General features: G+C 50.2%; 11 protein-coding genes. 9 read left to right on the top strand and 2 right to left on the bottom strand.

All coding sequences use genetic code 11. The features are described 5' to 3' along the window. Positions 1-49: 49 nt before the first annotated feature. From SH449x_RS24960 to SH449x_RS24925, 8 genes are all read left to right on the top strand, one after another. Complete coding sequence (locus SH449x_RS24960) at positions 50-1,306, top strand: hypothetical protein (protein ID WP_482378794.1); 1,257 nt, start codon at positions 50-52, stop codon at positions 1,304-1,306. Beyond that, complete coding sequence (locus SH449x_RS24955) at positions 1,303-3,102, top strand: FG-GAP repeat domain-containing protein (protein WP_482378793.1); 1,800 nt, start codon at positions 1,303-1,305, stop codon at positions 3,100-3,102. The genes SH449x_RS24960 and SH449x_RS24955 overlap by 4 nt, the downstream gene beginning before the upstream one ends. A 92-nt stretch (positions 3,103-3,194) precedes the next feature. Beyond that, the gene (locus SH449x_RS24950; protein WP_482378792.1) at positions 3,195-4,292 is read left to right on the top strand and encodes a DUF1559 family PulG-like putative transporter; all 1,098 of its coding nucleotides are present in this window, start codon (positions 3,195-3,197) and stop codon (positions 4,290-4,292) included. Positions 4,293-4,388: 96 nt separating this feature from the next. Beyond that, positions 4,389-4,943 carry a carboxypeptidase-like regulatory domain-containing protein gene (locus SH449x_RS24945; protein WP_482378791.1) on the top strand — a complete coding sequence of 185 codons (555 nt, stop codon included), beginning with the start codon at positions 4,389-4,391 and terminating at the stop codon, positions 4,941-4,943. Positions 4,944-5,091: 148 nt separating this feature from the next. Next, the gene (locus SH449x_RS24940; protein WP_482378790.1) at positions 5,092-6,522 is read left to right on the top strand and encodes a tetratricopeptide repeat protein; all 1,431 of its coding nucleotides are present in this window, start codon (positions 5,092-5,094) and stop codon (positions 6,520-6,522) included. A gap of 30 nt (positions 6,523-6,552) precedes the next feature. After that, positions 6,553-8,319, top strand: coding sequence for a CRTAC1 family protein (locus tag SH449x_RS24935; RefSeq protein ID WP_482378789.1), 1,767 nt, complete (start codon positions 6,553-6,555; stop codon positions 8,317-8,319). A gap of 25 nt (positions 8,320-8,344) precedes the next feature. Further along, entirely contained in the window at positions 8,345-8,935 is a 591-nt protein-coding gene (locus tag SH449x_RS24930) for a DJ-1/PfpI family protein (protein WP_482378788.1), read from the top strand. Continuing rightward, the gene (locus SH449x_RS24925) at positions 8,887-10,383 is read left to right on the top strand and encodes a RecQ family ATP-dependent DNA helicase (protein WP_482378787.1); all 1,497 of its coding nucleotides are present in this window, start codon (positions 8,887-8,889) and stop codon (positions 10,381-10,383) included. Before SH449x_RS24930 ends, SH449x_RS24925 begins: the two co-directional genes overlap by 49 nt. 7 nt (positions 10,384-10,390) lie before the next feature. On the opposite strand, the gene SH449x_RS24920 is transcribed toward SH449x_RS24925, so the two are convergent. Beyond that, complete coding sequence (locus tag SH449x_RS24920) at positions 10,391-11,263, bottom strand: LysR family transcriptional regulator (protein WP_482378786.1); 873 nt, start codon at positions 11,261-11,263, stop codon at positions 10,391-10,393. Positions 11,264-11,535: 272 nt separating this feature from the next. Here SH449x_RS24920 and katG point away from each other — a divergent pair, with 272 nt between their 5' ends. Beyond that, positions 11,536-14,046, top strand: coding sequence for a catalase/peroxidase HPI (katG, locus tag SH449x_RS24915; protein ID WP_482378785.1), 2,511 nt, complete (start codon positions 11,536-11,538; stop codon positions 14,044-14,046). Between the two features lie 220 nt (positions 14,047-14,266). Here the strand turns inward: katG and SH449x_RS24910 are convergent, their stop codons facing one another. Continuing rightward, complete coding sequence (locus tag SH449x_RS24910; protein WP_482378784.1) at positions 14,267-15,526, bottom strand: outer membrane protein assembly factor BamB family protein; 1,260 nt, start codon at positions 15,524-15,526, stop codon at positions 14,267-14,269. Positions 15,527-15,589 lie beyond the last annotated feature (63 nt).

The raw sequence follows: 15,589 nt of genomic DNA, 5'->3' as shown, positions 1-15,589 counted from the left end.
TCACCATATCCTTAGTCGGCCTGCCATATCCCTAATCGGCCCAATTGTCATGAAACAACCAAGAGTAACCGATAACTCGACCCCTGACATCGAAGATGGGAGTCAATCGGATTTGTCAAAATCGCTTCGAGGTAAAGAGATCGGAAAGAAGGACAGAAAGCGGTACCGCTCACTTTTATTTTTGACGTTTTGGACATTGCTCGTAATCGGAGGACTTTCCGCGATCTACTCGCTGAGAAGGTCCGATTACATTCGCGGTTTAGAGCAACAATGCAGAGTCGCGAGAGAACTTGGTAGATGGGAAGAACTAGAGGAGTTGGCGGTGGAATGGGGTATCGCAGAACCTTTGAATCCTGTCCCATTCGAGCATGCGGCGGTAGCTGCTCACCAAAGAGGCGGGATCGATAGATGCTACGCTTATCTAGCTGAAATGCCACAACCGGGAACTTTGGAGGCATGGCTATTAAAAGGGGAGATCGAGCTTAATGCACTTGATGCCCCCCTGGCATCCATTGATTCCTGCGAAAGGGCTGTATCGATTGATCCTTCCAATGCAGAGGCACATCACCGATTGCTCTATTTTTGGTCAATGAGTCGCCAGACGAATAGGCTAAAGCGAGAAATTGAACGTGGTATCAAAAACGGCGCTGCAACACTCGAGACCTATGCTTATTGGTTTGCGTTAGATCACTTGCGGTATGCAGACGCTGCACAAGTCAACAGATCTTGGGCGGAAAAATATCCCGATGAAGAACACTTTCATGTAGCCGCTATCCTTGCTTTAGCGTTGATGCCTGAGTTTACGGAGCTTCAACGCGAAAATGATTTGAGACTTCTCGAAGAGCGGTTTCCGAACAACCCGGAAGTCTTGTTCACACAAATCGAAAGAGGAATCGAAAGGGGGGATGATATTCGAGTAGAGAGCTTACTCGATACCAAAAAGTCCTACTTGGAAAACGACCATCGATATTGGCGTTCTAAAGGCTGGTTGGACACTGAGAGGGACAGGTTTGAAGAAGCCAGCAAGGCTTTCGAAACGGCCGCTAAGATCGCACCACTTGATTGGCAAACTCGGACCGAAAGGTTAAACCTCATACGGAAACGAGGAACAGACCTCGATCAAGCGGAACAGCTCGCGAGGTACGTTCAAACGGGACGAACCCTGTATGAACAGGTTAAGCGAGCAGAAAGTATCTTTAGCCTGCCGGGTTCCTTCTACACCGATTTGGCGAGTTATTTTGATGTTTGCGGGTTACCGGATTCGGCCAACGTGATTCGTGGTCGCGTTGAGGAGCGTGGACGATGAAGCAATTTCCAGAAGATACTTGCCGACCGCATTGGCGACTGTATCGGTTCTCTAAATGGCTGGCTATCCATGCTCTAATCCTTGGCGTACCTGGATGCTCGAGAGACGTTAAAACACCCCCACGCGAGGTAGGGAACGCAAAACCAAGCCATGATCTCGATTTTCCTACGAATCAAGCTACCATCGTGGCAAATACTGAGGAATCTTTTGCCGGACGCGACACCGAGTGGAAAGGGATTCCGTTTGTCGAAGTGGCTCAATCGGTCGGAGTCGATTTCGTTTATGAAACAGGAGCAAGCGGAAGCATGTTCTTTCATGAAACGTTTGGCGGTGGCCACGGTTGGCTAGATTTTGATTTAGATGGTTTCGTTGACCTATATCTCGTTCAAGGTGGAGACGGAATCGCAGTAGACAAGACCACGCAACCGTCGGATCAGCTGTATCGGAACCGAGGAGGAAACTTTAGGAACATCACAAGGGAAGCGAGTATTGTTGCCAGAGAATATGGTCAAGGAGTGATGATTGCCGATTTTGACAATGACGGTTTTGACGACATCTACGTTACCAATTTGGGAGCAAATCTTTTCTTCCGGAACCAAGGTGATGGGACCTTTGAAGAGATAGGCAAAGAGTGCAGGGTTGACTGCCCCAGCTGGAGCTCCTCTGCTGCGTGGGTTGATATCGATTTGGATGGAAACCTAGATCTGTATGTTTGCAACTATGTCGAGTACGAAAACGTTGTCCCGAGAAATTGCTTTGATCAACAGGGGAACCCGATTGTTTGCAATCCGCTCACCTTTGCCCCATCTCCTGATCGGTTGTATTGGAACGATGGCAAGGGTGGGTTCATCGAGGTTAGTCGAGAGCGTGGCTGTTTCGGTACTAACAATCGTGCGTTGGGTGTGGTAGCCGCAGACTTTGATCAAGATGGATGGCCGGATTTGTATGTCGCGAACGATGCTAGCAACAACTTTTTCTTTCGGAATTTAGGCGATGGCTATTTCGAAGAAGTAGCGGTGAAATTGGGATGTGCCACGGATCGACGTGGAGCGCCACAGGCAAGTATGGGACTCGCTGTCAACGACTATAACTTTGACGGAAGGCTAGACATCTACGCGACACATTTTCAGTCAGAATCGAATACGCTTTACAAGAATCTAGGAGCAGCAGGATTTCTTGACGTTACAGGTCCGAGTGGATTGCACACACCGACCATCGACAAGCTCGGATTCGGTACTGTGATGGCCGATCTGGATCAAGATGGGTGCATGGACTTGTTTGTTGTGAATGGTCATATCGATAATTCAGGTAGCAATCCAGAGGAAAGGATGGAGGCGCAACTATTCTCTTATCGGAACCAGCGCTGGCGGGACCTGAGTGAGTACAGCGGGGATTGGTTTCGAAGGAAAATGGTATCGCGCGGTGCGACCTGGGTAGATTTCGACATGGATGGCCGCATTGATCTTGGGATATCCAATCAGAACGATCGATTCGAGCTTCTGAGAAACGCGAGCGCTTCCCCATCCTTTAAATGGATCAAGGCGATAGGTGTGACGTCCAATCGGAGTGGAATCGGGACAAAATTGCGGTGGGAGACGTCCAGAGGGTGGCAGAGCTACGAAATTTCTGGGGGAGGAAGCTACTGTTCTAGTTCCTGGTTAGCGATCCCATGGTTCCCAGATTCCCAAGAAATCAAGGGAAATCTTGAAATTGTGTGGCCAAAACAGCATTCTCGAGCGGTTGAATTCCCCCACATTGGGGGTGAGGTTTTTTTAATTGAAAACCCAGCAAAGTAAATTTTTACCCCACAATCTATTGCCTAATACCACCTCAAACCCCACAATAGTAGGATCCTTTCCAGTTTCTTTTCTATACGAGGGTCCTCTTTATGAAGAATCGTTCTCGCAGACCTGCGTTCACGCTGGTCGAACTCTTGGTGGTTATCGCCATCATCGGAATCTTAGTGGGGTTGTTGCTCCCCGCCGTTCAGGCTGCTCGAGAAGCGGCTCGACGTATGCAATGCTCCAACAATTTGAAACAGATCGCCTTGGCGGCGATCAACTACGAAAGCGCCTTCAGGCGTTTTCCTTATCGACAAGGTGGTACGGATGGTCCGAATCTCAACAACAAGAATCGGCGAAGCGGTTTTATCTCGGTTCTGCCTTTTATCGAAGGTGGCAATCAGTTCCAGAACATTGAGGGTGGGGGTAACGACCCAGGATTCCCTGCACAACCGCCTGGAGGTCCGGAGGGTTGGAACAACAATTACTTCTGGCGAATCTCGCCCTCGTTTATGCGATGCCCATCCGATCCGATGGCGATAGGCAATGGGGGGTTGAACTCTTATTCCATGTCCTTGGGTGATAGCATGGGGCGATGGCAATGGGAGCTTAACAACCATAACAATGTTCGCGGCATGTTCTCGAACCGAGGGCACGCAGCACATGGATCGATTACGGACGGAACAAGCAATACGCTCATGTATAGTGAACGACTGATCTCCTCGCAGCCCTACCCTAGTGCAGAAGGCAACATGGGAACAATGGCGAGGACGGTTAGACACCAGACTACGATTGCTCAAGTGCCCAACGTTTTCCAAAATCCACTCACCTGTCGGCAGGTGTCTGACGGTCAGTTCTTAGTTGCTGGCACAGTCCACCAGGGTAACGGCGGAAAGTTTTGGCATGATGGTCACCCAACGTATGTAGCGTTCAATACGATTCTTCCACCTAATGCTCCTTCCTGTGTACACGTCGTCACATGGGGAGACGGAGACCCTGCGGTTCTTCCACCAACCAGTTCTCACACCGGTGGTGTGAATGCAGCCAGAGTCGACGGATCTGTTGGATTTATCAGTAACAACATCGACACGGGCAACCTAACGATCGGTTCTCCTATGTGGGGGGAAACTGGCCCCAGCCCCTATGGTGTTTGGGGAGCGTTGGGCTCCAAATCTGGTGGAGAAGTGGTTTCAGGTGAGCTCTGATTACTAATGTTAGGAACCACCCGAGGCAAGATGCGGGTATCGCCCGCATCTTGCCCTTCGGATTACTAACTTACCTTTTGAATTAGAAAGCTGCTTATGAAAAATAGTAATGCATTATTCGGGCTGGCGCTGCTTATAGGGTTGGGATTGTTGCTGGGTTGTGGTCCGTCGAACCCACCGACTTATAAAGTTTCCGGTGTCGTGTCGCTCGACGGGCAACCTGTTCCCGGGGCGACCATAACTTTCATCCCAGAGATGGGAACGGATACACAGCCCGCCGTCGGCACCTCCGATCACGAGGGAAAGTATTCGCTTACGACCTTCGTTTCCGGTGATGGAGCCATGAAGGGGATGTACACGGTCACTGTAATGAAGGTCCAAACCGAAGCGGGGCAGAGTCCCTACGATGCGTACCGACAGTCTGATGCGAAATCAGCCTCGTCTTCGAGTTCGAATCAGAGTCTTGAAGACATGTACGCTGCCTACGGGAACTCTTACACTGGCCCGCCAGAAGACGCTGGAAAAGTCCGTCAACCTGCTTCAAAGGATCTTGTTCCAGCCCGATATAAATCGAAAGAAAGTTCAGGTATTCGATTCCCTGTAAGCGATTCTGGTGCGAATAATATCGATTTGGTGTTAACGTCCAAATAAGCTGAGCTTTTTGGCACGCTCCGAGCTAACAATCCTTGGTTCATTAATCGTTCCTCTCAATCGGGTGGCTCTTTTGCCACCCGATTGCGTTTCCATAGGCTTGCTGAATTGAGAGTTACGCATGTTGCGAAGTCAGGTTGTTTCGCTCGTGAGTAGTAGGAAACTGTCCATCTTTCCGGTGGTTCATTGGTTTATCGCGATCACTTTGCTACAAACCGGGTGTGAAAATCGCCCGATTGATGAAGTGGTTGTCCCGAACGAAACGGACAAATCGACGGTGCAAATCGAAATGGAGATGAATCCTCTACATAGCCCAGTCTTTGGGACCATTGCGAACGAGGCGTCAGATGTTTCCGTTGGCCTATCGGCTAATTGGCAGAATTTTGAGAAAACAGACCTAATTGATGAAGCCACTAAGGTCATGAGCATTCTCGTAGAACAGTTTCCGAATGTTCCAGATGCCCATGAAGCTAGCGCTAGAGTTCAATTACTGATCGGCCAAACGGAAGCAGCTAGGAAGTCATGGAAGAGATGCCTCGAATTAAATCCTGATTACGGGTATGCACATCATGGGCTTGGCCTAATCGCGATGAAAAACTCTCAATACAAGGAGGCAATCAGCTTGTTTCAAAAGGCTTTGGAGACTATCCCAAATTACCGGGACAGCGTCAGAGAGTTGAGCGATGCGTTTTTAAAGGATGGGCAGGTTGAACTCGCAGCAAAAACTCTGGAAAGTTTTCTTGAGTCTCAAGCCGATGATTCTGAATTTTGGCTGCGATTAGGTCAGGTTTGCAATGCAGGCCTTGATTTTCAAAAAGCCAGATTAGCCTTTGAACGGTCGCTGCAACTATCGGAGGAAAATCCCAAAGCGGAGCAAGGGCTAATCACCGCGTTGGTCCGCGTAGGAGAACGAAAGAAAGCAAAGGAACTGGCAGATAAAGTCGCCGCTAGACCAGCCCGAGAAAACGATCCGATCGAGCAACTTCTGAAGAACGAACGAATGGACATATCGAATCGCTATTGGATTGCGGCTCTCGTCTACCGAGGCTTTCAACGCTTTGATGCATGCATGCAACTACTCCAGCGAGCGCACCAGTACGACCAATCCAACACGAAAGTTCTTGAAAGCTTGATCGAGCAACATATTCGGCAGAACGAATTACAAACTGCATATCAATACACCTTGAAGTTAATGGAGCTTGAACCAGCAAACGCGAACTATTTCTTTGGTGCAGCGGCTCTAGCAGAAAAACTGAATCATAAAGACGATGCAAAACAACATTACCGCCGAGTCATCGAACTCGCTCCCCAAGACGGAAAAGCCTACAGGCAATTGGTTTCCCTATTGGCATTGCATCGAGAGGACCTACGAGAGGCAGAGGAGGTCGCCATTGCATGGACAACAAGAGATCCATCTGCAATCCCGCTTGCCTTTCTCGCAAATACGCAGGCAATGCAGGGTAAATTGTTAGAGGCAGAACAAAGTCTCGAGAAGGCGATTGCCTTAGATCCTCTAAGCAATGAATTGCAAGCCAGACTGGGGCAACTCAGAGCAGCCCGCGAAAAAGAAACTAAGTAAAGCCACGCGAATGTAACAAGTTTGAGATCCATGCGAGAAGTACTGCAAAGAAACCACGACCTAAGAACAAAAGACGATGCGGTTCATTGCATTGATTCCTTATCCACGATGCGGACATTCGCTATTTTCTGTGTAGTTTGGATCGCAGGAGTCGTCGCTTTGGGGGCTCCGCAAGGGCCACTCAAAGACGCGGTCGACGCACAAGGTCTTCTCTTTGTTGATGTGATCGAACACAGCGGAATCGATTTTGAACACTTCTCAGGGAGAACGAACAAGCACTATCTAATCGAAACGATCGCTTCTGGGCTAGCGACTTTGGATTTTGATCAAGATGGTCTAATCGACATCTATTTTCTCAATGGAAGTATGGTGGATGGATTTGAATATCCACAGGAATTTCTCGATCAATGGGAGGATAGACCACCGAGCAATCGATTGTATCGCAATCGAGGTAAATGGAGTTTTTCGGACGTGACCGAGCACGCGGGGCTACAAGATGCCGCACATAGTGTTGGCGTTGCAGTTGCGGACGTTAACAACGATGGATTTCCCGATATTTTCGTCTGCAATCATGGTCAAAATCAATTGTATTGGAATTGTGGTGACGGGACTTTTCAACCTGATCAATCCGATTTTACGAACACGACCGTCCGAACAGCGGGTGGTGCCTCATTCGCCGATATTGATCAAGATTCCAACTTGGACCTGCTTGTTGCAAATTACGTTAAGTTCGACATCAAAACCAAGATTGTCCGGACCATTTTTGGAGTCGAAGCCAGTGCGGGACCGCTAGATTACCCCCCCGATGACAATATCCTTTACCATAACCTTGGTGATGGTCGCTTTCGAGATATCACAAAAGAAAGCGGAATTACCGGAGTCCCGAAAACGGGGATGGGAACCATAGCATTTGACTTCGATGAAGATGGCCGCCAAGATTTCTTCGTGTGCAATGACACGATGGTGAATCAGCTCTACCTGAATCAAGGTGATAAGGTCTTTTCCGAAGAGGCGATCCTGTCCGGGGTCGCGATGAATTATGCAGGTGCAACTATGGCATCAATGGGTGTAGACTGCGCCGATTATGACAACGACGGGCGAATGGATCTCATTATCTCGAACTTCGAAAACGAAATCCCAGTTCTCTATAAAGGGCAAGGAAATGGGTTGTTCGATGATGTCGCAGTTCTTGCTGGACTTGGTCTGGCAAACAAAAATGTCAAATGGGGGATCTCAATGGCTGATTTTGACAATGATTCCATCGTCGATCTGTACATCGCCAATGGTCACTTGATCGATACAGTCAACAGCCTTAGCGACACCGTAAGTTTCGCCGCGAAAAATTTGCTGTTTCGAGGTACTCCGCAGAAGCGATTCGTTGATGTTTCCAAAGACAGCGGGCCGGGAATGCAAGTCGTCGAGGTAAGCCGAGGCGTTTGCGTCGACGATTTGGATAACGATGGTAAGCTTGATATTGTCATTCTGAATTTCAATAGTCGCCCTACTCTTCTTCGCAACGATTCCAGTAACGAGCACCACTGGATTCAAATTCGAACCATCGGAACTAAATCTAACCGCGATGGGGTTGGAGCATCGGTCAAGGTACGTTTTGGCGATCAAACTCGCATAGCGGGTGTGTTCAGCGGTAGGGGTTATCAGTCGTCTTATGGGCGTAGTGTGCATTTCGGACTTGGGGAACATTCCGATCCCGTGGACGTCGAGATTGTTTGGCCTAGCGGAGCTTCCCGAGTGTACCATAATCTAGACGTTGACAGAGTGCATCTTTTGTACGAGTGACACCCTCACCGAAAAAGAATCGATTATGGCTGGCTCGAAGAAAATATTGTTTATCGTTGGTGATTTCGTAGAAGACTACGAGGTTATGGTCCCCTACCAAATGCTTTTGCTCATTGGGCATGCGTGTCATGCGGTTTGCCCAGGCAAAAAAGCAGGAGATTATGTAACCACCGCCATCCACGACTTCGACGGCTACCAAACCTACTCCGAAAAACCCGGCCATCGGTTCGTTCTCAACACCGATTTCGATTCTGTTGATCCGAATGCTTATGATGCGCTCGTTTTGCCTGGTGGGCGTGCTCCCGAGTATCTTCGACTCGACAATCGAGTGCTGGAAATTGTTCGGCATTTCGATCAACATGCAAAACCAATCGCGGCCATCTGCCACGGTCCCCAAATACTGGCCGCTGCGGGAGTTCTCAAAGGGAGAACATGCAGCTGTTACCCGGCGGTTAAGTTCGATATCGATCTAGCTGGTGGTTCCTATGTCGACCCATCTGCCAATTTTGACTCGGCTCATACGGAGGGAAATTTGGTTACAGCTCCCGCGTGGCCAGCTCACCCCGAATGGATCCGTCAATTCGCCGCGCTGCTCGGCTCTACGATTCAGGCCTAGTCAAGATAGTGGATCCTTACTTACGAATTCTTCAGGAAGCCTTTGGCTATTCCTCGTTTCGCTTTCCGCAACAGGAGGTTATCGAACGAACTGCCGCAGGTGGGCATTCGCTGGTGCTCATGCCGACCGGGGGCGGGAAGTCAATCTGCTTCCAAATTCCCGCTTTGCACTTGGCGGAGCAAGAACGAGACTCATCAGCCAAACCTCTTACGCTGGTTCTGTCGCCGCTGGTCGCCCTTATGAAGGATCAAGTCGATGGACTGATCTCCCGCGGGCTAGAAGTCACGATGATCAACTCGCTGCTTGACACCAAAGAACGAAAACGCCGCTACCAAGGGGTTGCGACTGGCAAGTACAGCATGCTCTATGTCACCCCAGAACGCTTTCGAAAGCCTGAGTTTCTCGAGGTTCTATCGAAGCGTTCGGTGAAGCTTCTCGTCGTTGACGAAGCCCACTGTATAAGTGAATGGGGACACGATTTTCGGCCCGACTACTCTCGACTTTGCGAGATCCGCTCCCATGTCGGAAATCCCACCACGATAGCCCTCACAGCAACAGCCACCCCGGACGTCCAGGCAGATATACTCCTTCAACTCGGGCTAGAACGAGGCGATGCACTGTATCAATGCAAGCTGTTTCACTGTGGATTCGATCGCCCTAACTTAGAACTCGAAGTCGAGGAGGTCTGGGGGGAGGAAGAAAAACAAGCGGCGATTCTCAAAGTTGCAAACCGCTGGCCGAACGAGTCCGGTATTGTCTACTTCACTTTGATACGAACCCTCGAGGAGATGAGCAGGCAGCTCCGTCGGCTTGGTTGCGATCATGTTGTCTATCATGGTGATCTGCCGCGACGAATCCGCACGGAAATCCAAGAGCGATTTATGGATGGGGAAGTACCACTGGTTCTGGCGACCAACGCTTTCGGCATGGGAATCGACAAGGAGGATATTCGATATGTTATCCATGCCGAGGTTCCTGGATCTCTGGAGTCTTATTACCAAGAGATTGGTAGAGCGGGTCGTGATGGAAAGCCATCCCTTTGTCAACTGCTCTACAGCCAAGACGATCTCCTAACCCAAATGGAATTCAACAAATGGAGCAATCCGGAAGCGGATTTCTATCAGCGGGTCTACGATTTTCTTAAACACGACACCGATCAAGTAAGAGCGTTCGGACTTGAGTGGCTGCGCGAACGTCTCACTGCCAAGCACAAGCATGATCGCCGCCTCGAAACAGCGTTATCGATGCTATATCGCTATGGAATCATTTCCGACGAGTACGACTTGAGCAACGTCTCGATCAACGGGGAATTGCCTAGGGAACTATCCGATGAAGAAAGTCGAAGCCAAAAGAAAATACGAGACCAGAAGAAGCTGTTCGCACTCGTGGAGTACGTAAAAAGCAACGATCGCAGGGCGGCTCTGAATCGCTACTTCCACGGCGAGTAACACCGAACTAAATCGACTCACGTATAGTTCGTATAAAAGATCTCGTGAGTTTACTCTGGAAGCGGTAAGGATTGGTAACCATAACGATGGTGCGCGTCGGCTTGCTCGACGAAAACGATTTGTAAACTCGATCTTTAGAATGATCCGTGACACTCGCCATTGCGGGAATAAGACTGACGCCATGATTGAGGGAGACCAGTTCCTGGATCATCGCGATCTGGGTCGTGCGTTCGACTGATAACGGAAAAACGGTTTTCTGATGGCAATAAGAAACGACATTTGTCGTTAAACAATGAGCTTCACCCATGAGAATAAACGATTGCCCCTCCAAGTCGGTGGGTTTGATGGACATCTTCTTTTCCAAAGGGTGAGACGTGGAAACCAGCAGTTTGAGTTCCTCTTCAAAGAGTTCTTCCACTGTCAAATATTTGCCGTCAAACGGCAAGGCTGCGATCGCTAAATCGATTGCACCATCGTAGAGTTTGCGAGTCAATTCCGCGGTCGTATCCTCTTGGACAATGAGCTTGGCACTAGGAAAGCACCGTTGAAAAGTCTGCAATCGCTTCGGTAGGAAATAAGGGGCGATAGTAGGAATTGCACCGACCCGTACATTTCCGGTCTGACCATCATCGCAAATCTCCGCTCGCAATTCGTCAACACCCGACACGATCTGCCTTGCTCTACCCTCCAAAGTCCTCCCAGCGTCCGTCAAAACTACTTTGCGAGTTTGGCGGTCAAATAGCGGCTGTCCCAACTCTTCCTCCAGTCTGAGGATGGATCGACTCAGGGCGGATTGGGAAAGACCTACCAGCACCGCTGCTTTCGTGAAATTGCCGAGTTCCGCCACGCTGAGAAAGTGCTTAAGCTGCTCTAATTCCATAGAAATTCTTCATGTTTGGAGGTTCGGTTAACCTCAATTTCCAACAAGGGCTACCAAATGTCCATTGAATATAGGGAAATTCTCGCCGAGTTATCCCTAGACGCAACATTATTATGCACTAGACGCATAAATACAATGCGTTGCATGCATTGGACAATAGGCTATTTCAGACCTATCGTTTATCGTCCAGAATAAATGTGATCCCATAGAACGGGACGTTTCCACAGAAATTCAACTGGATCGTTTTGAAGTTTAGGTTAGAGGAGAAAAGAATGAAAAGGGTTCAACACATGACAGGTTCGCAAAGAAAGTCCTCCGGCGTGGGTCGGTACCTGACCGGCATTGGTCTCGCGACACGCAAGGCCCGGTTGGCCATGATTTCCGCTATCGCCTGTGGCACGGTTTTTGGTCTTAGCGTCTCGTCATCGTACGGACAATCGGGAGATGCGGCCAGCTGCCCCGTGATTGGTTCGGGGAACGGAGCACACGCTAACAACGCTGGAACATCCTCAGGGGCCAAATGTCCGATAACCGGAGCATTGCAAGGTCTCACAGCTCTAACGAGCTTCTCATCCCCTTCTGACGCCACCTCAAACACAGCATCGGGAATGTATACCAACAAAGATTGGTGGCCAAATCAACTCAATTTGAGAATTCTGCATCAGAACTCCCCGATGAGTAATCCGATGGGAGCGGATTTCAACTACGCCGATGAGTTTCAAAAGCTCGACCTCGACGCGATTAAAAAAGATATCATCGATTTGATGACCGACTCGCAGGATTGGTGGCCAGCCGATTATGGTCATTACGGACCACTCTTTATTCGCATGGCTTGGCACAGCGCCGGTACCTATCGCGTTACAGACGGTCGCGGTGGAGCTAGGTATGGTTTGCAACGTTTTGCTCCCCTCAATAGCTGGCCCGACAACGCAAACCTAGACAAGGCCAGACGATTGCTTTGGCCCATCAAGCAGAAGTACGGGAACAAGATATCTTGGGCTGACTTGATGGTTCTGACCGGCAACTGTGCTCTTGAGTCGATGGGATTCGAGACCTTTGGGTTTGCGGGTGGCCGAGCCGACGTTTGGGAGCCACAAGAAGATATTTATTGGGGACCAGAAAGTGAATGGCTTGGTGATAAACGATACAGCGGAGATCGACAGCTAGAAGGGCCGCTAGCTGCTGTCCAAATGGGGCTAATTTACGTCAATCCCGAAGGCCCGAACGGCAAACCTGACCCACTAGCTGCCGCCCGTGATATCCGAGAAACCTTTGCTCGTATGGCAATGAACGACGAAGAAACCGTCGCTCTTATCGCTGGAGGTCATACGTTCGGCAAAGCTCACGGTGCCGCATCTCCGGAAGGCACTGTCGGACCAGAACCAGAAGGTGCACCGATCGAGCTGCAAGGCATGGGATGGAAAAACACCTACGGTAAAGGAAATGCCGAGGATACCATTACCAGTGGACTTGAGGGTGCGTGGACATCAACCCCCACCTCGTGGTCAAACGGCTACTTTGACAATCTCTTCGGTTACAATTGGAAGCTCGTCAAGAGCCCAGCCGGGGCATGGCAATGGACACCAGAGGAAGAGTCCGCGCAGGGAACTGTTCCTGATGCTCACGTCGCGGACAAAACTCATGCACCGATGATGTTCACAACCGATCTCGCCTTGAAGATGGATCCTGCCTACGGCAAGATTTCGAAGCGATTCCACGAGAATCCAGAGGAATTTGCAGATGCGTTTGCCAAGGCTTGGTACAAGCTGACGCACCGCGATATGGGCCCAATCAGCCGTTTGCTCGGTCCGTTGGTGCCAGAAGCTCAGTTGTGGCAAGATCCCGTTCCAGCAGTCGATCACCCGCTGGTTACAGCAGAAGACATTGCAGATCTCAAGGGGAAGGTTCTGGCAAAAGGATTGCCAATCTCCCACTTAGTATCAGCAGCTTGGGCGTCTGCATCGACGTTCCGAGGTACTGATAATCGAGGTGGAGCGAACGGTGCAAGACTGCAATTGGCTCCTCAAAAGGATTGGGAAGTCAACCAACCCGAGCAGCTCGCATCAGTCCTAGGTGCTCTGGAAGCTGTCCAAGCAGAGTTCAATAAGACCGCCAAGGGAGGTAAAAAGATTTCGATGGCTGACCTTATCGTGCTCGCAGGCAACGCAGCTGTAGAAGCCGCTGCTGCCAAGGCTGGTCATGTCGTTGAGGTTCCGTTTGTTCCCGGCCGCACCGATGCGTCTCAGGAGATGACCGACGTGAGCTCCTTTGCGGTTCTAGAACCGTCGGCAGATGGTTTCCGCAATTACAAGAGCTCCAGCGTAGGGACACCCCCAGAGCAAATGCTTGTAGACCGTGCTCACCTGCTGACTTTGTCTGCTCCTGAAATGACGGTCTTGGTTGGTGGATTGCGTGCTCTCAAAGCAAACCACGGGCATAATCGCTTAGGTGTTCTAACGGACCGTCCTGAAGTGTTGACCAATGACTTCTTCGTGAATCTCATTGATGACAACATCGAATGGCAACCATCCGAAAGACTGGAGGGTGTTTTCGAAGGAAAAGATCGTTCGACAGGTAAGCTCCGATGGGCAGGCAGTCGAGTCGACTTGGTGTTCGGTTCGAATTCGCAATTGCGAGCGATCGCCGAGGTCTATGCCAGTGCCGATGCAGAAGAGAAATTCGTTAAGGATTTCGTAGCAGCGTGGACCAAGGTGATGAACCTAGATCGGTTCGACGTGACCGGTCCGAATGCATCTGCACCAGATAAGTTGGTCAGTAAATAGTTGCTAAGGAGTGACTTAACTAGCCCCTTCCCACTGATAAGACGTGGGGAGGGGAGGTTGGCCTGACGAGATGGCAGCAACAATCCCTCGGGAAATGTGCTGGGTGGCACATCCTGAGAAAAAAAGGGTGTGTGGAGTTGGGACACGACCTCCGCCTCTCAGAGAGCGGCATCCAAACCGGCTTAATATTGCCAGCTTATCGCAATCTCAACAAAGTTAATCATTTAGAAAAACAGTACAGTGCACTGTCACTGCGAATGAAGAGCTCGTTGTCAACAAACGCAGGCGTGGCATCAACCCCCTCTTCGAGCTCATTCGTAGCTACAACCTCGACCGAGTCTGAATCTTTGATCACCGTAATCTTACCCTGTCGATCGGTCAAGTAAACGTATCCGTTGGCCACCACAGGAGAGGCGTAAGTGCTATTCACTCCCGGGATACGAGCTGCCGAGAAGAGCTCTCTGCCAGTTAGAATATCTACACACGTAAGAAGCCCTGTCTTTTCTTTGTAGTAATACATGCGATTCCCCGATAGAGCAGGAGAGGCGACGTCCGGCGTGTTCCGATTAGCAGTCCACTTGACGTACTGCGTCCCCTTAAGATCTCCCTTGCCCGCCATATCAAAGGCACCCGCGAAAGAACCGCGAAAGCCACTCGCGACATAAGCGATCCCATCTTTGGCAACGGCCGACGCGCATGGTCTCTGAGTCTGGCCGCCACACTTCCAAAGCTCTTCACCCGTCTTCAAATCGTATCCGCGAGCCGCCGTTTGCCCGTTCATAACAATCTGACGACGACCCTTCGCATCGGTAGCAATCAACGGCGTCGCCCAACAAGTTGGTTCGTCCCGCTTCGCTTCCCAAACCGTTTCACCAGTTAGCTTATTAAGTGCAAAAAGTTTGGATCCCGACTCGTGATCCCACGGCACGATGATCATGTCGTCCACAATTGTTGGTGAGCTTCCCTCTCCGAAGCCATTGCGAATTCGCATTTTTCCAAATTGTTTCGACCAGACCAAATCACCTTGCATGGTGTAGCAGAAGAGTCCTTGTGAACCGAAGTGGGCATAGACGTGCTCTCCATCGGTGCACGGAGACGCGGAAGCAAAGGTGTTCGTCGAATGCGTTGGGTCATGCGGTACGGCCTCAATGGCAGTCTTCTCCCAAACCGGTTTGCCTGTCTCGCGATCAAAACAATACACGCGAAAACTTAGCTTGGATCGTTCCCCTGAAATCGGAGCAGCGGTAACGATAAAAACTTGATTCCCCCAAACAACCGGCGAGCCAGAGCTGCGACCAGGAATGGGGACGCGCCATTTAAGATTCTTCGATGGACCGAACTCGGTGGGTGGATCGACGTTTACTGCCACACCATTACCGTCGACGCCGCGCCAATGCCCCCAGTTATCTGCATAAGCCGACTGGCCCGAGACGGTGGCGGCTAGAACCGACAGAGCGAGAGTCATTGTTCTCGTTTTCATAGAATACTCCTTTGGATTCACAAAGTCGCCGAAGCGATTCAAACGGCGCGAAACTGCATACTA

The sequence above is a fragment of the Brakhagea baltica genome (assembly GCF_052161605.1).
In the GTDB taxonomy this organism is placed as follows: Bacteria; Planctomycetota; Planctomycetia; order Pirellulales; family Pirellulaceae; genus JBKCUI01.
The sequence above is the reverse complement of the archived record's forward strand: the minus strand, read 5'-3'. Positions and strand labels throughout refer to the sequence as shown.